Origin of the sequence: Pseudomonas sp. ADAK2 (assembly GCF_012935755.1) — a bacterium.
Lineage (GTDB): Bacteria > Pseudomonadota > Gammaproteobacteria > Pseudomonadales > Pseudomonadaceae > Aquipseudomonas.
On the sequence record NZ_CP052862.1, the window covers coordinates 3822862 to 3847780 of the forward strand.

The following is a 24919-nucleotide window of genomic DNA, read 5'->3' on the forward strand; positions in this document are numbered from 1 at the left end:
CACTCCTTTAAGGATTCAATATAAAAAATAGGTAAACAGATGGCTTGGGCCGTCACACCCCCAAGGATAGACGGCAATTGCAAGGACTCAGCTCAATATGGAGATGGTCCCGAGGTATTTCAAGGCGCGCGGCAGATTGTCGCAATCGAGGCTGTCCAGCCAATGCAAATCAGCCCAACTGCGCAGCCAGGTGAACTGGCGCTTTGCCAATTGGCGCGTGGCTATGATTCCACGTTCCTGCATCTCGGCTTGCGTCAGCTTGCCATCCAGGTAGTCCCAGACTTGTCGGTACCCTACAGCGCGTATGGACGGCAACCCTGAATGCAGGTCACTTCTCATACGCAGGGCTACGACCTCGTCGATGAATCCCTGTTCCAACATATTTGTGAATCTTTGTTTAATACGCTCGTGCAGTACCTGGCGATTTGCCGGAGCGATGGCCAAGTTCGCGACAGTATAGGGCAATTGTTGCAGTCCCGAAGCGGCTGCTTCAGTACTTTGCGCAGATTGTCGCAGGCGCAGCTCGGTCATGCTCTGACCGCTCACGCGATAAACTTCCAGCGCTCGACTGAGGCGCTGGGGATCGTTCGGGTGAATTCGCGCCGCCGAGACCGGATCAATTACCGCCAATTGTTCGTGCAGGGCTTGCCAGCCAAGGCGTGCAGCCTCTTCTTCGATTTGCGCGCGAACCTCGGGATCGGCCGCCGGCATTTCTGCCAGTCCTTCGACCAAAGCCTTGTAGTAGAGCATCGTGCCGCCTACAAGCAGCGGAATTTTTCCCCGCGAAGTGATCTCGGCCATCGCCTCGAGAGCATCTCGACGGAAATCCGCAGCCGAATAGCTCTCCGCCGGGTCGAGAATATCGATCAAGCGGTGCGGAAACTCAGCCAGTATCTCTTTGGAAGGCTTGGCAGTGCCGATGTCCATGCCACGATAGACCAGCGCCGAATCGACACTGATCAGCTCGCACGGCAGGACTTTGGTCAGTTCGATGGCCAGGTCGGTCTTGCCCGCAGCGGTCGGGCCCATCAGGAAAATCGCTGGAGGGAGCTGGCTCATCAACGACCGCGCAAGAACAGTTTGTCCAGGTCGTCCAGGCCCAATTGGGTCCAGGTCGGCCGGCCATGGTTGCATTGACCGCTGCGTTCGGTGTTTTCCATGTCCCGCAGCAGGCCGTTCATTTCCGGGATTGCCAGGCGCCGATTGGCACGGATCGCGCCGTGGCAGGCCATGGTGCCGAGCAGTTCGTTGAGGTGCGCCTGGATCCGGTCGCTGGTGCCGTACTCCATCAGATCCGCCAATACGTCACTGACCAGGCGATTGGCTTCCGCCTGCTTGAGCAACGCCGGGATCTGGCGGATCGCCAGGGTTTCCGGGCCTAGACGCTGCAATTCAAAACCCAGGCGCTGGAACCACGCGACGTTCTCTTCGGCGCAATCGGCTTCGCGCTGGCTCACCGCCAGGGATTCCGGCACCAGCAGCGGCTGGCCGCTCAGGCCTTCGCTGGCCATGGCGATCTTCAGGCGTTCGTACATGATCCGCTCGTGAGCGGCGTGCATGTCCACCAGCACCAGGCCTTGGGCGTTTTCCGAAAGGATATAGATGCCTTTGAGCTGCGCCAGCGCGTAACCCAATGGCGGAATGTCGTCCTGCCCGGCCGGCAACGCGACCGCGTTAGCCTCGGGCAATGGCGCGAAAAACTCGCGATACGCCGCTTGGGCTTCCGCCACCGGCACCCCGGATTGCGGTTTTGGCGTGTACTGATACTGATAACCGGCGCCAGCGCCCGAGCCTGCCGCCGTATTAAAGGTCGGCTGCGCCTGAGGCTGTTCCAGCAAGGCATTGGCCGCGAGGCGCATTTCACCCTGCGGACCGAACTCGCCGGCATCGATGCCGGAAGGTCGAACGATGGCGGTCGCCACGGGTGCCGCCAGATGGTCTTCCGGCCGCACATCGCCCAAGGCGCGGTGCAAGGTGCCGTAGAGGAAATCGTGGACCATGCGCCCGTCGCGGAAACGCACTTCGTGTTTGGTCGGGTGCACGTTGACGTCGACGCCCGCCGGATCGACTTCGAAAAACAGCACGAAGGTCGGATGCCGGCCATTGAACAGCACGTCGCGATACGCCTGGCGCACTGCGTGGGCCACCAGTTTGTCGCGCACCGCACGGCCATTCACAAAGAAGTACTGCAAGTCAGCCTGGCTGCGGTTGAACGTCGGCAAGCCAACCCAACCCCACAAATGCAGGCCGTTGCGCTCGATTTCGATCGGCAGCGCCTGCTCCAGGAAGCCCGAACCGCAGATCGCCGCCACACGCCGGGCGCGGGCCGCGTCGTCATGGGCTTCGTGCAGGCTGAGGATGGTCTTGCCGTTGTGGCGCAAATGGAACGCCACGTCGAAGCGCGCCAGGGCCAAGCGCTTGATCACTTCTTGCAGGTGATCGAATTCGGTTTTTTCGGTCTTGAGAAACTTGCGCCGGGCCGGGGTGTTGAAGAACAAATCGCGCACTTCCACCGAGGTACCGACCGGGTGAGCCGCCGGTTGCACGCGGGGCGCCATGTCCCGGCCTTCGGTTTCGACTTGCCACGCCTGATCGGCCTCTTTGGTGCGAGACGTCAGGGTCAGGCGCGCCACGGAGCTGATCGACGCCAGGGCCTCACCGCGAAACCCGAGGCTCATCACCTGCTCGAGGTCTTCAAGGTTGCGAATCTTGCTGGTGGCGTGTCGCGCCAGGGCCAGCGGCAGGTCATCGGCGGAAATGCCGCTGCCATCGTCGCGCACCCGCAGCAGCTTGACGCCGCCCTGCTCCACGTCGACATCAATACGCTTGGCGCCGGAGTCGAGGCTGTTTTCCAGCAACTCCTTGATCACCGATGCAGGACGCTCAACCACCTCACCGGCGGCAATCTGGTTCGCCAGGCGTGGGCTGAGCAGCTCGATACGAGCGGTATGGGTCAGCGCCTGGTTCATTCTTTGGCCGCCAGTTCAGTGCCGGGAATGGTCAGGGTCTGACCGATTTTCAGCTCATCGCTTTTCAGGTTGTTGGCGCTGCGCAGGGTCGCCGGGGACACCTGGTAACGCACGGCAATCATCGCCAGCGTTTCGCCCGGGCTGACGCGATGGTCACGCGGGCCCTGGACAATCTTCCCGGAATCGCGCAGCCAGGCAATGTAGGTGCCCGGTGGCGGGTTCTGCTGGAAGAACTGACGCACACCGGCGCTGATGGAACGCGCGAGTGCCTGCTGGTGGCTCGCGCCAGACAACTTGTTCGCTTCATTGGCGTTGGAGATAAAGCCGGTTTCCACCAGGATCGATGGGATGTCCGGCGATTTCAGCACCATGAATCCGGCCTGCTCCACCCGTTGTTTGTGCAACGGCGTGACGCGGCTGATGTTGCTAAGGACTTTTTGGCCGACGTTCAAGCTGGACGTCAGGGACGCGGTCATCGACAGGTCGAGCAACACGCCCGCGAGCATGCGGTCCTTGTCGTCGAGGCTGACGCTGCCAGCACCGCCGATCAAGTCGGAACGGTTTTCGCTGTCGGCCAGCCAACGGGCGGTCTCCGAAGTGGCACCGCGATCAGACAAGGCGAACACCGAGGCACCGAAAGCAGCCGCAGAGGGCGCGGCGTCGGCGTGGATCGAGACGAACAGGTCGGCGCCTTTCTTGCGGGCGATTTCAGTACGGCCTCGCAGCGGGATGAAGTAGTCGCCGGTGCGGGTCAGTTCGGCGCGGAAGCCTTTCATGCCGTTGACCTGACGTTGTAATTCACGGGCAATGGCCAGGACCACGTCTTTCTCATGCTGACCGCGCGAGCCTGAGGCGCCTGGGTCTTCGCCGCCGTGACCGGCATCGATCACCACAATAATGTCGCGCTTGCCCGCCGGAGCAGGCGGCAGTTTCACTGGAGGATCGATCGGAGTAACCGGCACCGGGGCCACGGTCGCGACGTTGGTCGGCGCCGGCGGAATAGGGGCGGCAGCTTCGGCGCTATCGAACAGATCGACCACCAGGCGATTGCCGTACTGGGCATTCGGCGCCAGGGTGAAGCTTTTCGGCGTGACGGCTTTTTTCAGGTCGATGACCACCCGCAGGTCGGTCGGCGTGCGCTGGGCCGAACGCATGGCGGTAATCGGGGTGTTGGAGGTGTTGACGTTGAGCGGCGCACCGAGGGACGCGCCGTTGATGTCGATGACCAGCCGATCCGGCGAAGTCAGGGTGAAGACACTGTGCTGCACCGGCCCCGTGAGGTCGAATACTAGCCGAGTGTTATCCGGAGCTCGCCACAGGCGAACGCTGTTGACCTTCGATTCGGCCACAGCGTCGACGGTCACCGCCAAAAACAACAACCCTACGGCAGCTACCATCGCGCGAAAGCGCATACCTGACCCCATCATTTAATTGGTTTCCAATGCCAAAGCGGCACACCAGGACTCGCCGCGCGAGCCTTGGGACAAAATTTTCAGCGAACGCCCGCTGTCTTGCGGGCTAATGGTAATGGTCAGGTCGGGCTTTGGCAAAAAGCCTGCACCCTTCTGGGGCCATTCGATCAAACACATCGCATCGTCATCGAAGTAATCGCGGATGCCGAGGTATTCCAGTTCTTCCGGATCGACCAGTCGATAGAGGTCGAAATGGAAGGCGCGGATGTCGCCGATCTCGTAGGGTTCGACCAGGGTGAAGGTCGGACTTTTTACCGAACCCACATGCCCAAGGCCCCGGATGATGCCCCGGGACAGCGTGGTTTTGCCCGCGCCCAGATCCCCTTCGAGAAAAATCAGACCGTGCCCTTGGGTGGTTTTTGCTATGCGAGCACCGAATGCGGTCATCGCCTCTTCATCAGCCAGGTACAGGGTTACTTCAGACACGGTGCTTGCTCCTCCAACAACTGACGAATGGCCGGGATCAGATCACTGGCCGCCAGCCCACGGCCCGATTTACCTTGTTGCGCGCCGGCATTGGCATGAAGCCAGACCGCCAGGCACGCGGCGTCGAATGCGTTCATGCCTTGGGCGAGCAAGGCGCCGACCAGACCGGCCAGTACATCGCCCAATCCCGCGGTGGCCATCGCCGGATGGCCCTGATGACACACCGCCAGACGCCCATCGGGGCTGGCGACCAGGCTGCCGGCGCCTTTCAGAATAACTACCGCTGTGTATTTTTTGCTCAAAGCGTGAGCGGCGGCGGGACGGTCGGCCTGCACTTCGGCGGTGCTGATACCGAGCAAACGCGCCGCTTCGCCGGGATGCGGGGTGATGATGCAATCGGCGGGTAATTTCACCTGTTCCTCGGCCAGCATGTTCAAGGCGTCGGCGTCCCAGACTTGCGGCAGCGGTGCGTTGGCCGCCACGGACAGCAGACTACGCCCCCAACCGGCCTGACCGAGTCCCGGCCCGACCACCAGCACCGACACTTTTTCCAGCAAGCCCATCAACTGATTGGCCGACGACGCGCCCAGCACCATGGCTTCGGGGATTCTCGCCAGCGCGGCCGGAACGTGTTCGCTGCGCGTCGCCACGGACACCATGCCGGCACCGCTGCGCAGCGCACTTTGCGCACTGAGCAGGATCGCGCCGCCAAATCCGCGATCACCACCGATCAACAGGACGTGGCCGAATTTGCCTTTATGAGAGGTCGGAGGGCGAGCCGCCAGGCGTGGCAAGTTACCGGCCGTCAGACGGCGAGCACTGATCGCGGCGTTTTCAAGCACCTGCGGATCGGCGTGCAGATCGTTGAACACCAGTTCACCAACCACATCCGCCGCATCACCGGTGAACAGTCCCAGCTTCAAACCGATAAACGTCACAGTCAGATCCGCCCGAACGGCCGCACCAAGCAGACGACCGGTATCGGCACTCAGCCCCGACGGAATATCCACCGCTGCGACCGGCAAGCCACTGGCATTGATCGCGGCGATAGCGCTGGCGTAAGGCTCGCGCACTTCACCGGTCAGGCCGGTGCCGAGCAAGGCGTCCAGAACGATGCCGCGCAACTCGGTATTAGCAGTCCAGGCTTCAATCGAGACTTTTTCGGACACGGCTTCGGTATGGGCCAACGCCGCGTCACCCCGCAAACGCTGGGGATCACCGACCGCCAGCACCCGCACTTGCCAGCCGGCACGCTGGGCCAGCACCGCCACGAGATAACCGTCGCCAGCGTTATTGCCATGGCCAGCCAGCACCGTCAATTCGTTAGCTGTCGGCCACTGCCGGACCAGCGCCCGCCACATTGCACGCGCCGCCCGCTGCATCAATTCGAAGCCCGGTGTGCCGGCCGCGATCAGGCTCGCATCGAGCCCTCGCACTTGCGCGGCGCTGTACAGCGCGTCGGGTAAATCATCTTTAGTGTGCGGCATGCGTCTTCGGGCTCCGATGTCTGGCAGAATTATACGCACCTCAGCTCCGGTTTCTCTCGTCTCATGCCCGCTATTACTACAGACCTGCCCGCCCTCGCCCAATCCATCAAGGACTGGGGCCGCGAGCTGGGCTTCCAGCAAGTCGGCATCAGCGGCCTGGACCTCGCCGAGCATGAGCAGCACCTGGAGCGCTGGCTCGCCGCCGGCTACCACGGCGAAATGGAGTACATGGGTGCCCACGGCAGCAAACGCTCGCACCCGGAAGAACTGGTGCCGGGTACTTTGCGTGTAGTGTCGCTGCGCATGGACTACCTGCCCGGCGACACGCAAATGGCGCAATTACTGGCCCAACCGGAAAAAGCCTACGTCTCCCGTTATGCCTTGGGCCGCGATTACCACAAATTGATCCGTAAACGCGTGCAGCAACTCGCAGAAAAAATCCAGTCGGTCATTGGCCCCTTCGGCTACCGCGCTTTCGTTGACAGCGCTCCGGTACTGGAAAAAGCCATCGCCGAGAAGGCTGGCCTTGGCTGGATCGGCAAAAACACCCTGGTCTTGAATCGCAAGGCCGGCAGTTATTTCTTCCTCAGCGAACTGTTTGTCGACCTGCCGCTGCCGGAAGACCCGCCCCACAGCACCGAACATTGCGGCCGCTGCACCGCGTGCCTGGATATTTGCCCGACCAACGCCTTCGTCGGCCCGTATGTGCTGGATGCCCGGCGCTGCATTTCCTACCTGACTATCGAACTGAAAAGCGCGATTCCCGAAGACTTGCGACCGTTGATCGGCAATCGAGTGTTCGGCTGCGATGATTGCCAGATCGTCTGCCCGTGGAACCGCTTCGCCCGTCCATCCGGAGAAAGCGACTTCAAGCCTCGGCACAATCTGGACAATGCCGAGTTGGCCGAGTTGTTCATGTGGGATGAAGACAAGTTTCTCAGCAGTACCGAGGGTTCACCGCTGCGCCGCGCCGGTTATGAGCGCTGGTTGCGCAATCTGGCGGTGGGGTTGGGGAATGCGCCGTCGAGTATCCCGGTGCTGGAGGCGTTGAAGGCGCGCAGGGAATATCCGTCGGAACTGGTGCGTGAACACGTCGAATGGGCACTGAAGCAACACGAACAACGCGCTGACAACGCTGTATCTCCCTTTTAACGGGGCCACTAAATCGGTTCACGTACGTAGATCAACACCAGATGACTTTATCCACTTGGCATTGCGCCCCTTTCCTGTCGACTGAATGAGTCCTTCAGCCTTCAATGAACGCAAAACCATACGCACCGTATCGCGACTCACGCCAGGGCATGCCTCTTCAAGTTCGGTAATTGAAAAAGGCAAAAAGCGCTTCAGCGCCTCCACACGTACTCGATCACTTTTTCCTCCGTGGCGTTTTTCAATCGTGCCTACACGGACCTCAAACTCCTTATAAGCCCGAAGCAGCGCGCCCCAGAAATAGTCGAGCCATGGCTGAACATTATGCAGGCCTTCATGCCAACCTTGGGAGCTGACCTCAAGCGTTTCGTAATAACTTTCTTTTGAGTCCTCGAAGATCCGCTCAAGGCTGATAAAACGTCCAACTCGATAATCAAACTGATAAAGCAGCAGCAATGTGAGCAGACGGGCCACGCGACCATTACCGTCCGAGAAAGGGTGGATACAAAGAAAGTCCAGAATGACGAGAGGAACCAAGACCAGAGGGTCCGCCTGATTCTGATCCAAGGCTTTGCGATATTGAGTAACCATCTCGACCATCGCAATAGGTGTCAGATGCGCCGCGACAGGCCGGAAGCGAATGCGTGAGCTGCCATCAGGATGACGTTCAATGATGTCGTTGTTCGTTGCTTTCCACTCCCCTCCATCCTGTGGCAGATAGCGGTAAAGCATGCTGTGCAACTGTCGAATGACACCTTCGGAAATTGGCATCCCCTCTGCTGCTTCATGAATCAAAGAAAGCGCGTCTCGATAACCTGCAATTTCTTGCTCGGAGCGACTTTTAGGTTCAGCATTTTTGACGACTAGAGATTTCAACCGAGCAGGCGTCACGACAACACCTTCAAGCCGGTTTGATGACTCAGTGGACTCGATGACAGCCAACTGCTTCAGGTCATTGAGAACCTCTGGAGATTGAGCAAGGAATAATTGCTGTTTTCCTCGATATTCTCCAAGAGCCCGCAGTGTTGCGACCTGCGATCCGTTGTAGCGTAGCTTCGAGAGGAAATCAGGGGTGAGTGATTGCATAGGTAGCTTATCTGCTAAATAGGGTAATAAATTATTAATAGGGTAATACAGCAATGGATTACCCTGTTTAAGGCCTTTTTACCCCATTTACACCTAGCAAACCATCCGACTTCTTATGCAGAATATTTCTACCTTGCGCCTATCCAGAGAACATTAGCGCTTAGCTGAAATCAGGCTTCGTCGTTGTAGACGAACTTCGGCATTTCCCAATGAAACCGGATCGCCAGCAACCGCAGCAAAAACCCGCCGAACAAGGTGATCAATATCGCCTGCTCGCCCGGTAATTCCAGATAGATGCAAAGCATGTAGCACCACGCCGCCGCGAACGAAACGCTGGCGTAGAGCTCGCGACGGAAGATCAGCGGGATGTCGTTGCAGAAGATATCTCGGAGGATGCCGCCGAATACCCCGGTGATCACACCGCTGACCGACGCCACCAACATGCCGTGGCCCATTTCCAGCGCGGTCATGCAGCCGATCAATGTGAATGCCACCAGCCCCACGGCGTCGAGCACCAGGAACAGCGAGCGCAGATGCCGCATCCAGCGCGCGGCGAATACCGTGAACATCGCGGCGACCGAGGTCAGGATCAGGTATTCCGGGTGTTTGACCCAGGTCAGCGGGTAGTGGCCGAGCAGCACGTCACGCACCGAACCGCCGCCCAACGCTGTGACGCAGGCGATCAGCACCACGCCAAACCAGTCCATGCCGCGACGGCCGGCAGACAGGGCACCGGTCATGGCTTCGGCGGTAATGGCGATCAGGTAGAGCATCAGCAACATGGCGGCGGCGGTCCTGGCAGGAAGGCGCGCAGTCTAGCCATTTCGCGGCGGCACCAAAAGGGGGCGATCACACAGGAAGACCGAGTCGCCTGCTTCGCGGGCAAGCCTCGCTCCTACAAAAGCAGAGCGACCCCGTACCTGTAGGAGCAAGGCTTGCCCGCGATGGCGCCAGCACAGGCCCCCCAGGATCAGAACTTGATGAAATGCTTGCGGTAGTGCTGCAACTCAGCAATCGATTCGCGGATATCGTCCAGCGCCAGGTGCGTGCTGCCCTTCTGGAAGCTGTCGCGCACGTCCGGCGCCCAGCGTGCGGCCAGCTCTTTGAGGGTCGACACGTCGAGGTTGCGGTAGTGGAAATAGCTTTCCAGGGCTTTCATGTGCGTATAAAGGAAGCGACGGTCCTGACAGATACTGTTGCCACAGATCGGTGACTTGCCCTTCGGCACCCATTTTTCCAGGAAGGCGATGGTCTCGGCTTCGGCTTCGGCCATGCTGATGCGGCTGTCGCGCACCCGCTGGGTCAGGCCCGAGCCGCCGTGTTGACGGGTGTTCCACTCGTCCATGCCGGCGAGAATCGCGTCGCTGTGGTGGATCGCGATCACCGGGCCTTCGGCCAAGGTGTTCAGGTCACTGTCGGTGACAATGGTCGCCATCTCGATGATGACGTCGGTATCAGGGTTCAGACCGGTCATTTCCAGGTCGATCCAGATCAGATTCTGCGGGTTTTGCATGTGTCGGCTCCTAGGCAATGCTGCGCAGTTTAGCCTAGGCAACCGGCCGGGCGTGCTAAACTCGCGGCCGTTTTACCTAATCGCTGCATTCTTGATACGGAACACCCATGGCCAAACGCCAACTCAATCGTCGTCAAAACTGGCGCATCGAAAAGATTCAGGGCGAGCGCGCTGCCCGCGCCGCCAAACGCGAGTCCTCGGCTGTCGAGGCACTTGAGGGCGGCGATCTGGGTCCGGAACAGACCGGCCTGGTGATCGCGCACTTCGGTGTGCAGGTCGAAGTCGAAGCCCTTGAAGGCGAACTGGCCGGCGAAGTGTTCCGTTGTCACTTGCGCGCCAACCTGCCAGCGCTGGTGACCGGCGATCAGGTGGTCTGGCGTGCCGGCAACCAGGGCATCGGTGTGATCGTGGCGCAACTGCCGCGTAAAACCGAACTCTGCCGCCCGGACAGCCGTGGCCAGCTCAAACCCGTAGCGGCCAACGTCGACATGATCGTCATCGTCTTCGCCCCGCTGCCCGAGCCCCACGCCAACCTGATCGACCGTTATCTGGTCGCCGCTGAGCACGCCGGGATTCGTCCGCTGCTGCTGCTCAACAAATTCGACCTGATCGACGAACAGAACGCCCCGGCGCTGAATGCCTTGCTGGCGGTGTACCGCACGCTCGGTTACCCGGTGCTGGAAGTCTCGGCGCACCACGGCAACGGCATGGAGCAACTGCAGGAACAACTGGACGGGCGCATCAGCGTCTTCGTCGGCCAGTCCGGCGTCGGCAAGTCCTCGCTGGTCAACAGCCTGCTGCCGGAAGTCGAAACCCGCGTCGGCCCGCTGTCGGAACTGTCCGGCCAGGGCACCCACACCACCACCACCGCGCGGTTGTTCCACTTCCCCGGCGGCGGTGAACTGATCGACTCCCCAGGCATCCGCGAATTCGGCCTCGGCCACGTCAGCCGCGCCGACGTCGAAGCCGGTTTCATCGAGTTCAACGACTTGATCGGTACTTGCCGCTTCCGCGACTGCAAACATGATCGTGAACCAGGTTGTGCGTTGCTCAAGGCGCTGGAAGAAGGCCGCGTGCAGCAGCAACGGATGAATAGCTATCGCTCGATCATCGCGAGTTTGCCGGAAACTAGTTACTAAGTAGCCATGATCATTTTCGTGATGCCACGAAAATGATCAGCCGTTTCCAGCAAACACTAAAAAGCCGCGATCATCTCGCGGCTTTCTGGTTTTCAAAGCACTGCTTTTTCCAGCTTCCAACCCAACGCATCCAAGGCGTCACAGCCATCCTGAATCAACATATGCGCAGCATTGGCAAAATGCTCCAGATCGTGACCTTCAGCGTCTTTGACGCACAGGCAGGTGACGCTGTTGAGCAGATTGCGGGCAGCTTTGATTCGGTGGGTGGCGGTTTCGAGGAGGTCAGAGACTTTGGCTTCGGTGTCGATGTACAGCGTCGGGCCGACGCTGAAATTGCCTTGGAGCGGGTGGTACTTAGCCATGGGTCAAAACTCCGTTGACTGTCGAGAGGGGCATCTGAATTTCGACCGGCTAAGATCGGTCACCGCACTGGCAGCAACGGGCGAAACTATAGGCAGATGTTCACACGACTGAGAACCCCGGAACGCAATTTCAGACCGTTCCTACAACCACTCATCTCGCCAGCAAACCGCATCCAACAGGAAAACGCGCCCCACCGACAATAAGGTCGGCTATTAGGCCGTCTTCGCGGGCAAGCCTCGCTCCTACAGGGATCGTGCCCACGCTGAAAATGGATCAGGAGAACGCACGCGACCGAGCCAGGTCGGCTATCAGGCCGCCTCGCGGTGCAATGCACGCCCCCTCGAGAGGCCGAGCGGAGGTTCTACGCAGTGGGCAATCCGGCATGGATGCCGGGTTAGCCGCCCCCGGCCATGGATGGCCGATGGCGGCGGGCCCACGGAGCAGGACCGGAGCGAGGGCATGCCGAGCCACAGCGAGGCACCGAACGACAGGGGCAAAAGCGCTTTGGTTACTTTCGCGCTTTTCGAAAGTGACTCGCTGTAAGAGCGAAACCATAAGCGGCCGTTACCGCAGGAATGGATATGTACACCACCCTCAAAAACCACGTCGCCAGACACAAAGTCTGCGCGGACAAGCCTCGCTCCTACAGGCATCGTGCCCCTGCTGATAATGAAATGACACCAGGCACAAAAAAGCCGGCATCACTGTCGGCTTGATTGCTAACTCAGGAAACCGCCGCTGGCGGCTTCGGCGCAACAACCTTCGGCTCAGGCTTCTGAAACGGATAAAGATGCTGACGCACAATCCCACCCGGCAACTCCTTGCCAAACACCCCGTAGCGCACCGGCCACTCTTTCGGCGGCAACTTGAACGTACCAAACAGCATGTCCACCAAAGGCGTGTGAATCGCGTAATTCTTGTAGATGTAATCCTTGTGCCGGGCGTGATGCCAGTGGTGATAACGCGGCAACACCATCACATAGTTCAGCCAGCCACCATTGATCCGCACATTGGCATGGGCCAACACAGCCTGAACGCCGACCAGAATCACATAAGCGTTCAACGCCTGTGGCGCGAAGCCCAGCAGCATCAGAGGCACCAGCACGCCGGTACGGGTCAGCAGAATCTCAATGAAGTGCACGCGCGAACCGGCGAGCCAGTCCATGTGCGTGCTCGAATGATGCACCGCGTGGATGCGCCACAGCCACGGCACCACATGATAGAGGCGATGCAGCCAGTACTGACCCAGGTCGGCCACCAGCACGGCGAGGAAGAACTGCACGACAAGCGGCAGGCTTTGCACGCTGGCTTGCAGACTCTCAGACATCGCCCAACCCGCCACATAGCTCGACGAGGCGGTGATGAAGATCAGGATGAACTGCACCAGCATGTGGCTGACGAAAAAGTAGGTCAGGTCGGTTCGCCAGTGCGGGCGCAGGATGTTTTGCTCGGGGTCCTTGGAATAGAGTTTTTCCAGGGGGATAAAGACGATGGCCGACACCAGCAGGGCCAGGACGAACCAGTCCAGCCCCAGCGAGTAAGGGGTCTGCCCGATCGAGCTGATCTGCACATTGGTGCCGCCGAGGAACACCGCCAAACCCGAGGCCACCAACCCGGTGATCCCCAGGCGCTTGCGCTTGTTGAGCAGGATATTCAGGGAGCCGAGGCTGAAGGACAACACCAGCCCGAGCAGCAGCGTGGTGCGCGCGAACTGCTCGTCGTAGACCTTGCGCAGTTCGGCGGTGGTCAGCCATTCGGGGAACAGGAAGCAGAATACTGCCAGCAGGCTCAACAGACCGAGCGTGGCCGAGATGTAGCCACTGACCCGGCCTTCACCGAATTTGAAGGGTGCATTGCCGTGTCGCTGGAAATAGGCTTTGAGTCTTTCCATCTCTGATCTTCCCTGATTCTAAAAAAACGTGCAGTGGTGACGCAGCCAGACACAAAAAAGCCACGATGATCGTGGCTTTTTGCGGGTTACTGCTTGGGCGGCTCAGCCGGCTTGGCCGGATCACCCGGTTTCGGCGCCGCGTCTTCGAACAGATTCAGACGCTCGCGAAGCTCATGGGCCGGCACCGGTTGCTTGTCGGCTGGCAGAGCATTCGGATCAACCGGTGTGGCAGGCGCGTTTGGCGCTTCACCCGGCGCGCCCTGCCCCGGCGTCGTCGTTGGATCAGCCCCTTGCGCCCCTTCGATGGCCGCCTGGGCCTTCTTGGTCAGCACAACAATGTCGATACGACGGTTGACCGGGTTGAACGGGTGTTCCCGGTCGAACAACGCCGACGAGGCATAACCCACCACCCGCGCGACTTGCGATTCCGGGTAGCTGCCGGCAACCAATGCACGACGAGCCGCGTTGGCGCGGTTGGCCGACAATTCCCAGTTACCGAAATCGCCAGTGCCGGTGTACGGCTTGGCGTCGGTGTGGCCGCTGATGCTGATCTTGTTCGGCACCGCTTTAATGGTGTCAGCCATGGCCAGCAGGATGTCTTCGAAGTACGGTTTCAGACGCGCCGAGCCCGAGTCAAACATCGGCCGGTTGTCCGCGTCCATGATCTGGATGCGCAAGCCGTTCGGCGTGATCTCGAACAGGATCTGGTCCTTGAACTTCTGCAACTGCGGGTTCTCTTCGACCTTGTTCTGCAGTTCTTGCAGCAGCAGTTCCAGGCGTTCTTTCTCGACCTGTTCGGCCATGCCTTCGACCTGATCGGTATCGACCGTGACCTTGTCTGGCTGCGGCTGGGACTTCACCTCGGGGTTGAGGGTGTTCTCCGGCGCCAGGGTCGGCGTGCCGCCCAAGTCGATGATGTAGGGCGTGCCGCTTTCGGAGAAGCCGACCGGGTCCTTGAAGTAACCGGCGATGGCGATCTTCTGTTCCGGTGTGGCGGTGGACAGCAGCCACAACACCAGGAAGAACGCCATCATCGCCGTGGCGAAGTCAGCGAAGGCGATTTTCCAGGCGCCCCCGTGATGCCCGCCGGCGATGCGCTTGACGCGCTTGATGATTATCGGCTGATTATTTTCCATGGCTTAACGACCGCGAACGGCTTGTTCCAGCTCGGCAAAGCTTGGACGGTGCGCCGGGTACAGAACCTTGCGCCCGAACTCCACCGCCAACGAAGGCGGCATGCCGGAAGCCGAAGCCACCAGCGAAGCCTTGATGGCTTCGTATACATTCAGTTCTTCCTTGGCATCGTGGGCCAGGGAATGGGCCAACGGACCAAAGAAACCGTACGCCGCGAGAATACCGAAGAAGGTACCGACCAGGGCCGCACCGACGTGCAGGCCGATGGATTTCTGGTCGCCTTCACCCAAGGAAGCCATGGTCACCACAATACCGAGTACCGCCGCCACGATACCGAAACCCGGCATGGCGTCGGCGATGCCGTTCACCGCGTGGGAAGGGTGTTCCAGGTCTTCCTTGAGGCTGTAGAGTTCCATGTCGAACAGGCCTTCGAGTTCATGGGGCGCCATGTTGCCGGAGGACATGATACGCAGGTAATCGCAGATGAACGCGGTCATGCGTTCGTCTTTCAAGACTGTCGGGTACTTGGCGAAGATCGGGCTCGCAGCGGCATCTTCGATGTCGCCTTCGATGGCCATCATGCCTTCGCGGCGGCTCTTGTTGAGGATCTCGTAGATCAGGCCCAGCACTTCAAGATAGAAGGTGTGGTTGAAGCGCGAACTGAACATGCTCAAGGATTTCTTGAGCACGTGCATGGTCATGTAACCGGGGTTGGCCTGCAGGAATGCACCCAGGGCCGCACCCCCGATGATCATCACCTCGAAAGGCTGAATCAGGGCGGCAATTTTGCCATGGGAAAGCACGTATCCGCCGAGCACGCTCGCGAATACGACGATGATGCCGATTAATTTAGCCATAGGTAGGAGAGCACTTACTGAGTCGGGTTCAAGGTCATATTCGGAAGTTAAAAAATCTCTTCTTCTACTTATCGGCAAAACTGCGCCAGACTATAGCCAGTTCAGGCGAAAAGCCAATTTAGCCCGCGCCGGGCGTGTTTACAGCCAATGATGATCCCGTCCAGCCATGGCTAACGAAACGAACGTTCCAACTCCAAAACCGATCAATCTCGAAGGCTGGGTCAAGCTGCTCGATGGCGTGCGCCTGCCGGTTCCGCAAGAGAGTCACGACCGGGTCTGCAAAGCCATTCGCAATAACCGCAGCTCGCTGCGCGACATTGCCGAATTAATGCAGGAAAGTCCGGCCCTGGCCTTGAGCGTCATTCGCGAAGCCAACCGCCACACCCACGGCAGCATGACGGAGCCGGCAGAAAACCTCGATGTGGCGCTCAATCGTCTCGGCTTGAAACGCACCGAAGAACTGCTCGATCGCCTGCCGGCCGAGCCGCAGTCCGGGATTCCGAAAGCCCTGCGCCAGCTGCAACTGATCAGCCAGCACGCGACGCAACAGGCCAACGGTTTTTTCGCCAATCGCCTCGCGCGCCTGTGGCAGGACATCCATTGGGGCAGCCTGCTGTTTCTCTCGCCGCTGTGGCCGATGGCGCTGACGCATCCGCACTTGCTCGAAGAGTGGGAGCTGCGGGTCATCCATAAAGGCGAGTCGGCGCGCAAAGTCGAAAAGCAGTTGTTCGGCGTGCGCCTGCTGGAAATCTGCCTGGCGTTGGTGGACATCTGGCGGTTGCCGATCTGGGTGCAACAGGGCTATCGCCTGCTGCTCAACGAACAACGGGAACTGGTGAAAGTGCTGCGCATTGCCCGGGACAGCGAGCATCCGCTGCGCCAGCAAAATCGTCTCGACGACGATCCGACCCTGCGTCGCTGGCTCAATCAGCCAGCCAACACCGTGCTGCTGGCCAACGGCCTGGCGCTGTCGGCACAACAGGCCTGGGACTGCCCGCACAGTCAACGCTGGCAGTACCTGACCAGCCTTTACCTGCAAATATCGATGGATGAAGTGCAACAACAGTTGCACCAACAGGCCGCCAACAGCGCCCGCCAGCATGCGATGCCCGACCTCTGGCACCCAGCGGTGTCACTGCTGTGGCCGTGGGGCATGAACCGTGTGCACGCCGGTTTGCTGCCGGCCCCGGCGCCGACCACCGAAGACCTGACAAACTGGCGCAAACAATGCGCCGAGCTGCTGGTGGAGCCGAGCCGCTTTACCAACGCGATGCACCTGACCACCTCGGCCCGGGATGCGCTGGTCGCCTGCGGCATGCGTCGGGTGATGATCCTGATGGCCGACCGCACCCACGCCAATCTGCGGGTGCACCAGACCGCAGGGCTGGCGAAAGAAGCCGCCGACCTGAATTTCCTGGTCAGCCAGAGCAGCGTGTTGCAACGCCTGCTCTCGCAACAGGCCCAGGTGCGCCTGACGCCAGCCAACAACGCCCAGTTCTCGGCCCTGCTGCCCGCCAGCCTGCGTTCGCAGTTCAGCGGCGAACACTTGCTGCTGCGCTCACTGGTCAATAATGGCCGGGTGATCATGATTGTGGTGGCGGACCAGGGCGGCGGGCCGTTCTCGGAAATCACCGTGCAAGCCTTCGGCAAAACCGCGCAGTGCATCGAAAAGGCCCTGCATAGCTTTAGCACCCGTGGCCAATAGGCTCTACAATCCCTCCCTTTGTGCTCTGGAGACCTCACATGTCTGACTTCTCTGGCTTGCCGCTGGTGATCGAGCCGAGCGACTTGCTCCCGCGTCTCGACGCCCGCGATCTGATTCTGGTCGACCTGACCAGCAGCGCCCGCTACACCGAAGGGCATCTGCCCGGCGCGCGTTTTGTCGACCCGAAACGTACGCAACTCGGCCAGGCGCCGGCGCCAGGCTTGCTGCCGACCCAAGCGGCCCTTGAAACATTGTTCGGCGAACTGGGCCACAACCCCGATGCGGTCTACGTGGTCTATGACGACGAAGGTGGCGGCTGGGCTGGCCGGTTTATCTGGTTGCTGGATGTCATCGGCCATAGCAAATACCACTATGTCGACGGCGGCCTGCCAGCATGGCTGGCGGAAGGCTTGCCGATGTCGATCCAGATCCCGGCCCCGGTTGGCGGCCCGGTTTCACTGACGTTGCACGACGAACCCACCGCCACCCGCGAGTACCTGCAAAGCCGTCTAGGCGCTGCCGACCTGGCGATCTGGGACGCCCGTGGGCCGCTGGAGTACTCCGGCGAGAAAGTCCTGGCGGCCAAGGCCGGACACATCCCCGGCGCGGTGAATTTCGAATGGACCGCCGGCATGGATCAGTCGCGGAACCTGCGCATCCGCACCGACATGCCGAAGATCCTTGAACAACTCGGCATCACCAAAGACAAAGAAATCATCACTCACTGCCAGACTCACCACCGTTCTGGCTTCACTTATCTTGTGGCCAAGTCCCTCGGTTATCCGCGGGTCAAAGGCTACGCCGGCTCCTGGGGCGAATGGGGCAACCATCCCGACACCCCCGTAGAGATTTAAGGTTTTTAAGGACAGTTAATGAATAAGCGTCTGTTTATCCTCAGCCAATACCTGCTGCCCCATCACTTGCTCTCGCGACTGGCCGGCTGCATCGCCGAATGCCGCGTGCGCTGGTTCAAGAACGCCTTCACCGCGTGGTTCGCCAAGCGTTATCAAGTGGACATGTCCCAGGCACTGGTCGAAGACCTGACCGCCTACGAGCACTTCAACGCATTCTTCACCCGTGCCTTGAAAGACGGCGCGCGTCCGCTGGACGACACCCCGGGCGCGATCCTCAGCCCGGCCGACGGTGCGGTCAGCCAACTCGGCCCGATCGAACACGGTCGCGTGTTCCAGGCCAAGGGCCACAGCTTCAGCGTGCTGGAATTGCTCGGTGGCGATACCGCGAATGCTGCGCCGTTCATGGGCGGTGACTTCGCGACTATCTACCTGTCGCCGAAGGACTACCACCGCGTGCACATGCCGCTGGCCGGCACCCTGCGTGAGATGGTCTACATCCCGGGCCGCATCTTCTCGGTCAACCAGACCACCGCCGAAAACGTCCCGGAACTGTTCGCCCGCAACGAGCGTGTGGCGTGCATTTTCGACACCGAGCGCGGGCCGATGGCCGTGGTGCTGGTGGGCGCGATGATCGTGGCGTCGATTGAAACCGTGTGGGCCGGGCTGGTCACGCCGCCGAAACGCGAGCTGAAAACCTTCCGCTACGACGAAGCTGCGCGTGCGCCGATTCATCTGGAGAAAGGCGCGGAACTGGGTCGCTTCAAACTGGGCTCCACGGCTGTCGTGCTGTTCGGGCCGGATCAGGTTAAGTGGGTTGAAGGGTTGGGTGCTCTGTCTCCGGTGCAGATGGGCCAGGCGCTGGGTTTGCCGAACGCTTGATGTACTGAGCCGAACCCCACGCGGGGTTCGGTGCATCCTGCGTCACACCCTTCCTTGTAGGAGCTGCTACAGTCAGGTCATTCACTGCCCATTTCCCGGTCGGAGTTTTTCCACGGCATGAATGAGACCAATCCTCCCCTGTTGCTGCGCGCACCGGTCCCCGCCGCTTTGCGCCTGTCGTTCTGCGAAGCCACCCCGCGCGACCTCAAGCGCTGGATCGCCAACCTGCCCAAAGCCAACATCGGCGAAACCGCTCGCCAGTTGTACCAAGGCTTGAGCGAACTCAACCAACTGCTGACCCCCAGCGACAATCGCCTGCAATTGCTCGAACTGCTGCGGCCCGAGGTGTATTACGTCTGCAAACACCTGGAGCGGCATTTCCTGCATCAGGCGATTGTCCTCGACGAGCGTTCGCGCAAAATCGCCAACCTGTGTCAGGCGCTGCAAAGCCATTTGGCGATCGGCTACAAACAAATTGTGCTGCGCATCGCCCCACGTTTCAGCAAGGACCGCGCTCCGCTGCTGACCCAGGCGTTGCAACGGGCGATCCACTGCCTGAACGGCCCGCTGATCCGTGCTACCCAGCTCTATTGCCCGGTGCCGGAAGGGGTGTGGTTGGAGCTGCATCAGTTGTATCGAATCGGCTGCGAGCATCGGCTGCAAAACATCAGCGTGCGCGATGAACTGGCCAGTGAGACGCCCGACCTGAGCATCGAGCACACCTACGTCGCCGCCCTGCTGCTGGGCGCCTCGCGCTGCAATCAACTGCGCCAGAACCAGATCGCCCGCCTCGCCGAAGTGCTCGAACCCTGGAGCAAATGGATCAAGCTGCACCCCGGCAAACCCGGCAATGAGCTGTTTGCAGTGGCGCCGGAGCTCGATATCGGGCCGCGCTATCGGTCCAAGTTCCGCGCCGAGCAACAAGAGAGCTTGCTGGGGATCGATCCACAGCCGCTGGTCAAAGCCATCGAGGCCCGGCTACTCAATCCCACCGACAACACGTTGCCCGTACCCACCGGGCTCAACCTCGATACCTTGCAACACTTGCACGCCGCGTGGGGCCAGGCCGCCGAGCGCAGTTTCCAGCGCACCGTTGGCAACGGCACCTTGACCCTTTGTGTGGGCATGAGCGCGTTGCACTTTTACCTGGGCGGGCAACGCTCGTTCAGCGACATCCTGAAAAACCCCGCCGGGCGACTGGCACAGTTTGCGGCGACGGCACCGGCAGGCGGCAAGGACAACTGGAGCCACGCCTTCGACGCCGCGCCCCATGGCAACAGCGACACCCTGCTGCCTTACGAAGAAATCGAATACCCAACACTGCACAACGACGACAGCCACGAAGCCGCCGACCGGAATCAGCATTTCCCGACGTACGCCCTGCCGGTGGTCAATCACAGCCCTGGCGGTTATTGCCTGGCATGGCCTGGCGCGGTGCCCGCCGAGTTGCAGGCCGGCGAAATGGTCGGTATCGAAGATGCTGCCGGCCAGGGCTGGAGCATTGCGGTTGTGCGCTGGATTCGCCAGGTGCGGGGCGGTGGTACGCAGATGGGGATCGAGCAAGTTGCGCCGTATGCCGAGCCGTGCGGTTTGCAACTGGTGCGCACCCGGGACGATCACAGTCAGTACCTGCGCGGCTTGTTGCTGCCGGCCATCAGCGCGATTGACCTGCCGGCCACCTTGCTGGCTCCGCGTTTACCGTTCCAGGAAGGCAACAAGGTGCTGATCAACACCAACGGCCAGGAGCGCCGCGCCGGGCTGGATCGACGGGTGTCGAGCACCAACAGTTTCAACCAGTTTGCTTATCGCTCGCTGGAAGCGAGCAAAACCGAAAACAACCCAGGGAGCGGCGTGGTCGGGGCCGAAGAGGATTTTGATTCGTTGTGGAAGTCGCTTTAAGAGCACTGACAACTTGTGGCGAGGGAGCTTGCTCCCGTCAGGCCGCGCAGCGGCCTCCAAAAAAGGGACTGCTGCGCAGTCCAGCGGGAGCAAGCTCCCTCGCCACAGAGGCCCGCTCAGGCAACCAAGAACTCAGAGCTGCCCATCACGATCCCTGAAACCCAACAAATACAACACCCCATCCAACCCAAGGGTGGAAATCGCCTGCTTCGCCGACTGCTTGACCAACGGCTTGGCCCGAAACGCCACGCCCAGCCCGGCAATCGCCAGCATCGGCAGGTCGTTCGCGCCGTCGCCGACCGCGATGGTCTGTTCCAGACGCAAACCTTCCTTGTGCGCCAGCTCTTTCAGCAGATCGGCCTTGCGCTGGGCATCGACAATCGGCTCGACTGCCACGCCCGTGACCTTGCCGTCCACCACTTCCAGTTCGTTGGCGAACACGTAGTCGATGCCCAACTTGGCCTGCAATTGCTTGGCAAAGTAGGTGAAGCCGCCGGACAGGATCGCGGTCTTGTAGCCCAGGCGCTTGAGTTCGGCGAACAGGGTTTCGGCGCCCTCGGTCAGGCGCAGCGAGGCGCCGATGGAGTCCAGCACGCTGACGTCCAGGCCTTTGAGCAACGCCAGGCGTTCCTTGAAGCTGGCGCGGAAGTCCAGTTCGCCGGCCATGGCCCGTTCGGTGATTTCCGACACCTGATCGCCCACGCCCGCCGCCTTGGCCAGTTCGTCGATGACTTCGGCTTCGATCAGGGTCGAGTCCATGTCAAACACCGCCAGGCGACGGTTGCGGCGGAACAGCGAATCTTCCTGGAAAGCGATGTCGACATTCAGTTCCTGGGCGACGCTGAGGAATTCGGCACGCAGGGCCTGCGGATCGGCCGCTTCGCCACGCACGGAGAACTCGATGCAGCCCTTGCCCTTGTCAGCCGGGGTGTCCAGCGGCATGCGTCCGGACAGACGATCGATATGGTCGATGTTCAGGCCATATTTGGCAGTGATCGAGCTCACGGCCTGCAATTGTCCGGCGGTCACTTTGCGGGTCAACAGGGTGACGATGTGGCGTTTTTTGCCCTGATTGCCGACCCACTGCTGGTAATCCTCTTCGGACACCGGGGTGAAACGCACCTGCTGGTCGAGCTCATAGCCCTTGAACAGGATGTCCTTGAGCACTGACTTGCCTTGCTCGGTGTCAGGAATCTCAACCAGGATGCCAAACGACAGAGTGTCGTGGATCACCGCCTGACCAATGTCGAGAATGTTCACACCACCCTGGGCCAGAACGCCGGTAATGGCCGCAGTCAGACCCGGTCGGTCGACTCCCGTGATGTTTATCAGGACGATTTCGCGCAAGGCGCACCCCCGCAGGTGGAAAAAAACCGCATTCTACCCACTTTCAGTGACCATCGGGCACCGTCAGCGCTTTGCCGGTCTAGGGCCTGTCGCTATACTGCGCGTCAACTTCACGGACAAAAGAGCCGAGCTCAAGTGAACCGGCCCACGCCAGTAAAAACCGATAACTTCTTCCTGCTGATCTTCCGGGCACTGCGCCACCGCCGTGTACCGATTGCATTGCGCATTGCCAGCCATAACGTGATCCTGGTCGCTCTGGCCCTGGTGATCTATGCCTGTGTGATGGGTTTGCAGTTCAAGCAGGCCATGCACGAGCAGGCCGATGCGCTGGGCGAAAGCCTGACCACGCAGACCGCCACCTCGGCCACCGAGCTGTTGGTGTCCAACGACATCCTCAGCCTCAACGTGCTGCTCAACAACCTGACCAAGAACAAGCTGGTGGCTCACGCCGCCATCTATAGCGTGGATAACCGCATCCTCGCCGAGTCTGGCCAGCGCCCCAAGCACAGCCTGTTGGGTGAAGCCGAAGGCATGTATGAGAGCAAGATCACCTTCCAGGACGTGACTGCCGGGCAACTGCGCATCAGCCTGGACATGGATCAGTTCCAACAGCCGATGACCATCAGCCTGCAAAGCATGGGCATCCTGAGTGCGATTTTGCTGGCCCTGTCCCTGGCCTTGAGCCTGCGCCTGGGTCGGCACATTTCCACGCCGCTGATGCAATTGCGGGTGTGGCTGCGCAATACCGACGAATACACCCCGGCCACCGAGCGTCAGGATGAAATCGGCGATCTGGCCCGCCAGCTGCACGCCGATTTCGCCCCGGAACCGGCTGAGCCGGAACCCGTGCCGGAGCCTGAATTCGACGACGTCGATTATGACGAAGAGTCGGATCCAGCCTTCGAAGTGCGTAACCTGCGCGATCCGAGCTTCGACGAGACCAAGCCTGTGGCCGGCCTCAAGCCTGCGCCAAAGCGCAGTGTCAGCACCGTCGAAGACGATGACGACGATGATGCGTTTGCCGACCTGCGCGATGAGTCGGCAGACAGCGCGCCGAAACCAGTGGCTAAACCCGTGATCTCGAACGTGCCACAGCACAGCGCGGTGCTGGCCGTGCAATTGGGCGCTCAGGATCAACTGCGTCGACTGCCGCGCACGCGCCTTGAGGAACTGCTCAAGCGCTACCGCGACTGCCTCGACCAGGCCGCTTCGCTGTATCAGAGCGAACTGCACACCCTGAACGACGGCAGCACGCTGATGCTGTTCCACACCGAAGACAGCGGCGACGACTACCTGACCAATGCCATCTGCTGCGGTGAGTTGTTGCGCGCCCTGGGTCATCAGTTGCAGATTGAAGTCGCGGACAGCGGCATCACCCTGCAATTGCAGCTGGGCCTGACCCTGGGCGACGAGTTGTTCGGCCTGAGCCAGATCGACCTGCTGCTGACCGAGTCGGCCCAGGACGCCCTGGCCCTGTCGCAACACAGCCGCAACCTGCTGCTGGTGGAGCGCAAGATCGGCGACGACGCCCTGATCCGCCAACGTGCGCGGATCCGGCCGATCGCCAGCCCTGAGGGTGCTTGCTGTGTCGAGCGGCTGATGGAGCCTTATCCGTCGATGCTGGAGCGGCAACTGGCGCGGATGCATGAGCGTCGGGCGTAATCGCCCTGTTGTGAAAAAGCCCGCAGACGAGTGATTGTCTGCGGGCTTTTTGTTGCCCTTTCTGACGCCATCGCGGGCAAGCCTTGCTCCTACCGATCGTTCCCACGCTCTGCGTGGGAATGCCTCCAGGGACGCTCCGCGTTCCAGCTGCACCTCATTCGAACGCCTGGCACCGAGGTGACGCGGAGCGTCACGGGCTGCATTCCCACGCAGAGCGTGGGAACGATCTGCCAGAAACAACAAAGCCCGCATCTCTGCGGGCCTTGTCTTGAATGAATCCAGGCTTTAGAACCTGAACACTTCCATATCGGTGCGAATCGGCGAGGCCATCGGGATCTTCGGCTGCTTGTCCTGCTCGGCGGCCGGCGCCACAGGCTTGGCCTCCTTTTTACGCGGCGCTTCGGCAATCGGCGGCTGGTTGGCCAATGGTTTCAGCGCCACGGACAATTGCTCGGCCAGACGCTGCACCAGCACACCTTGTGCTTGAACCTGCGCCGCCGTCCCGCCGGCATGCTGTTCCTGCAGGTGAATGATGCGGTTGTCGCGAACCTGGCCACGACGGTCGATCAAACGCCATTGCGCATCCAGGATCGCCGGCTGCGACTCACCCGAATCCAGGCGAGTGATCGTCAGCAAGACCTGAACATCCGGGGTAAACCCCAATGTCGCCGGTGCCAGCACTACGCGTTGGCTGTCCAGATGACCGGCAACCTGACGCAGCAGCAACTGATCGATGTCCGAAGACAGACTGCCAGCCCAGCGCCCATCGGACGAAGCCTGGAGGCTGCCATCCGGCTGACGCTGCAGCAACGTTTCACGTTGCAGGTAGTCGGCAATCGTGACCGGGCCCAACAACACAGCCATGCCCGCGCTTTGCGCAGGCTGAGCCGGACTTCCGCTGTCCAGCTGATACAACGACACCGGTTGGTGAACGCTGCAACCCGCCAGGCCAAGAACGCCAGCGAGCATCAAAATTAACGGAAGGCGCAGAGCAGTCATCGTCCCATCCAGGTGGCTGCCACAAGGCTAACCACAGTGAAAATACTCAATAAATATGAAGAACGCTCGGCCACGCCGGCGCTTGAAA

At 60.6% G+C, this 24919-nt stretch carries 21 protein-coding genes; 7 read left to right on the forward strand and 14 right to left on the reverse strand.

Features of this window, described 5'->3' with window-relative positions:
* Nucleotides 1-87: 87 nt before the first annotated feature.
* Genes miaA through HKK52_RS17675 form a run of 5 tightly spaced genes read right to left on the reverse strand, consistent with a single transcriptional unit; the run spans nt 88 to nt 6354 of the window.
* Complete coding sequence (miaA, locus tag HKK52_RS17655) at nt 88-1059, reverse strand: tRNA (adenosine(37)-N6)-dimethylallyltransferase MiaA (RefSeq protein ID WP_169371883.1); 972 nt, start codon at nt 1057-1059, stop codon at nt 88-90.
* Nucleotides 1059-2969 (reverse strand): DNA mismatch repair endonuclease MutL, encoded by a 1911-nt coding sequence (gene mutL, locus HKK52_RS17660; RefSeq protein WP_169371884.1) that lies wholly within the window; start codon nt 2967-2969, stop codon nt 1059-1061. The genes miaA and mutL overlap by 1 nt, the downstream gene beginning before the upstream one ends.
* Nucleotides 2966-4396: an N-acetylmuramoyl-L-alanine amidase gene (locus HKK52_RS17665; protein ID WP_169371885.1), complete on the reverse strand. Its 1431-nt coding sequence runs from the start codon at nt 4394-4396 to the stop codon at nt 2966-2968. Before HKK52_RS17665 ends, mutL begins: the two co-directional genes overlap by 4 nt.
* Nucleotides 4397-4867 carry a tRNA (adenosine(37)-N6)-threonylcarbamoyltransferase complex ATPase subunit type 1 TsaE gene (gene tsaE / locus HKK52_RS17670; protein WP_169371886.1) on the reverse strand — a complete coding sequence of 157 codons (471 nt, stop codon included), beginning with the start codon at nt 4865-4867 and terminating at the stop codon, nt 4397-4399.
* Nucleotides 4855-6354 (reverse strand): NAD(P)H-hydrate dehydratase, encoded by a 1500-nt coding sequence (locus HKK52_RS17675; protein WP_169371887.1) that lies wholly within the window; start codon nt 6352-6354, stop codon nt 4855-4857. Before HKK52_RS17675 ends, tsaE begins: the two co-directional genes overlap by 13 nt.
* A 63-nt stretch (nt 6355-6417) precedes the next feature.
* Between HKK52_RS17675 and queG the strand changes: the two genes are divergently transcribed.
* Nucleotides 6418-7506, forward strand: a complete 1089-nt coding sequence (gene queG, locus HKK52_RS17680) for a tRNA epoxyqueuosine(34) reductase QueG (protein WP_169371888.1) — start codon at nt 6418-6420, stop codon at nt 7504-7506.
* A gap of 18 nt (nt 7507-7524) precedes the next feature.
* Here the strand turns inward: queG and HKK52_RS17685 are convergent, their stop codons facing one another.
* From HKK52_RS17685 to orn, 3 genes are all read right to left on the reverse strand, one after another.
* The gene (locus HKK52_RS17685; protein ID WP_169371889.1) at nt 7525-8589 is read right to left on the reverse strand and encodes a Fic family protein; all 1065 of its coding nucleotides are present in this window, start codon (nt 8587-8589) and stop codon (nt 7525-7527) included.
* Between the two features lie 170 nt (nt 8590-8759).
* Entirely contained in the window at nt 8760-9371 is a 612-nt protein-coding gene (locus HKK52_RS17690) for a trimeric intracellular cation channel family protein (protein WP_133839442.1), read from the reverse strand.
* A 188-nt stretch (nt 9372-9559) separates the two neighbouring features.
* Complete coding sequence (gene orn / locus HKK52_RS17695) at nt 9560-10102, reverse strand: oligoribonuclease (protein ID WP_123510830.1); 543 nt, start codon at nt 10100-10102, stop codon at nt 9560-9562.
* A gap of 107 nt (nt 10103-10209) precedes the next feature.
* Between orn and rsgA the strand changes: the two genes are divergently transcribed.
* Nucleotides 10210-11241, forward strand: a complete 1032-nt coding sequence (gene rsgA / locus HKK52_RS17700) for a small ribosomal subunit biogenesis GTPase RsgA (RefSeq protein WP_169371890.1) — start codon at nt 10210-10212, stop codon at nt 11239-11241.
* Nucleotides 11242-11333: 92 nt separating this feature from the next.
* Here the strand turns inward: rsgA and HKK52_RS17705 are convergent, their stop codons facing one another.
* The 4 genes from HKK52_RS17705 to motA form a co-directional block, all read right to left on the reverse strand.
* A complete protein-coding gene (locus HKK52_RS17705; protein ID WP_123402443.1) occupies nt 11334-11603 on the reverse strand; it encodes a hypothetical protein in 270 nt (89 codons plus the stop codon).
* A gap of 725 nt (nt 11604-12328) precedes the next feature.
* Nucleotides 12329-13495 carry a sterol desaturase family protein gene (locus HKK52_RS17710; protein WP_169371891.1) on the reverse strand — a complete coding sequence of 389 codons (1167 nt, stop codon included), beginning with the start codon at nt 13493-13495 and terminating at the stop codon, nt 12329-12331.
* 86 nt (nt 13496-13581) lie between these two features.
* The gene (gene motB, locus HKK52_RS17715; protein WP_149659267.1) at nt 13582-14631 is read right to left on the reverse strand and encodes a flagellar motor protein MotB; all 1050 of its coding nucleotides are present in this window, start codon (nt 14629-14631) and stop codon (nt 13582-13584) included.
* A 3-nt stretch (nt 14632-14634) separates the two neighbouring features.
* Entirely contained in the window at nt 14635-15486 is an 852-nt protein-coding gene (motA, locus tag HKK52_RS17720; protein WP_169371892.1) for a flagellar motor stator protein MotA, read from the reverse strand.
* Nucleotides 15487-15652: 166 nt separating this feature from the next.
* Here motA and HKK52_RS17725 point away from each other — a divergent pair, with 166 nt between their 5' ends.
* From HKK52_RS17725 to HKK52_RS17740, 4 genes are all read left to right on the forward strand, one after another.
* On the forward strand, nt 15653-17191 hold the full coding sequence (locus HKK52_RS17725) for an HDOD domain-containing protein (RefSeq protein ID WP_169371893.1): 1539 nt from the start codon (nt 15653-15655) through the stop codon (nt 17189-17191).
* Between the two features lie 38 nt (nt 17192-17229).
* Nucleotides 17230-18045 (forward strand): rhodanese-like domain-containing protein, encoded by an 816-nt coding sequence (locus HKK52_RS17730; RefSeq protein ID WP_169371894.1) that lies wholly within the window; start codon nt 17230-17232, stop codon nt 18043-18045.
* A gap of 18 nt (nt 18046-18063) precedes the next feature.
* Nucleotides 18064-18924 carry an archaetidylserine decarboxylase gene (gene asd, locus HKK52_RS17735; protein WP_169371895.1) on the forward strand — a complete coding sequence of 287 codons (861 nt, stop codon included), beginning with the start codon at nt 18064-18066 and terminating at the stop codon, nt 18922-18924.
* A 117-nt stretch (nt 18925-19041) separates the two neighbouring features.
* Nucleotides 19042-20823: a molecular chaperone gene (locus tag HKK52_RS17740; RefSeq protein ID WP_169371896.1), complete on the forward strand. Its 1782-nt coding sequence runs from the start codon at nt 19042-19044 to the stop codon at nt 20821-20823.
* Between the two features lie 132 nt (nt 20824-20955).
* Here HKK52_RS17740 and serB read toward each other — a convergent pair whose 3' ends face one another.
* Nucleotides 20956-22170: a phosphoserine phosphatase SerB gene (gene serB / locus HKK52_RS17745; protein WP_054053330.1), complete on the reverse strand. Its 1215-nt coding sequence runs from the start codon at nt 22168-22170 to the stop codon at nt 20956-20958.
* Between the two features lie 135 nt (nt 22171-22305).
* On the opposite strand from serB, the gene HKK52_RS17750 reads away from it, so the two are divergent.
* A complete protein-coding gene (locus HKK52_RS17750) occupies nt 22306-23832 on the forward strand; it encodes an AhpA/YtjB family protein (RefSeq protein WP_169371897.1) in 1527 nt (508 codons plus the stop codon).
* A gap of 285 nt (nt 23833-24117) precedes the next feature.
* On the opposite strand, the gene HKK52_RS17755 is transcribed toward HKK52_RS17750, so the two are convergent.
* On the reverse strand, nt 24118-24831 hold the full coding sequence (locus HKK52_RS17755; protein WP_169371898.1) for a PqiC family protein: 714 nt from the start codon (nt 24829-24831) through the stop codon (nt 24118-24120).
* Nucleotides 24832-24919 lie beyond the last annotated feature (88 nt).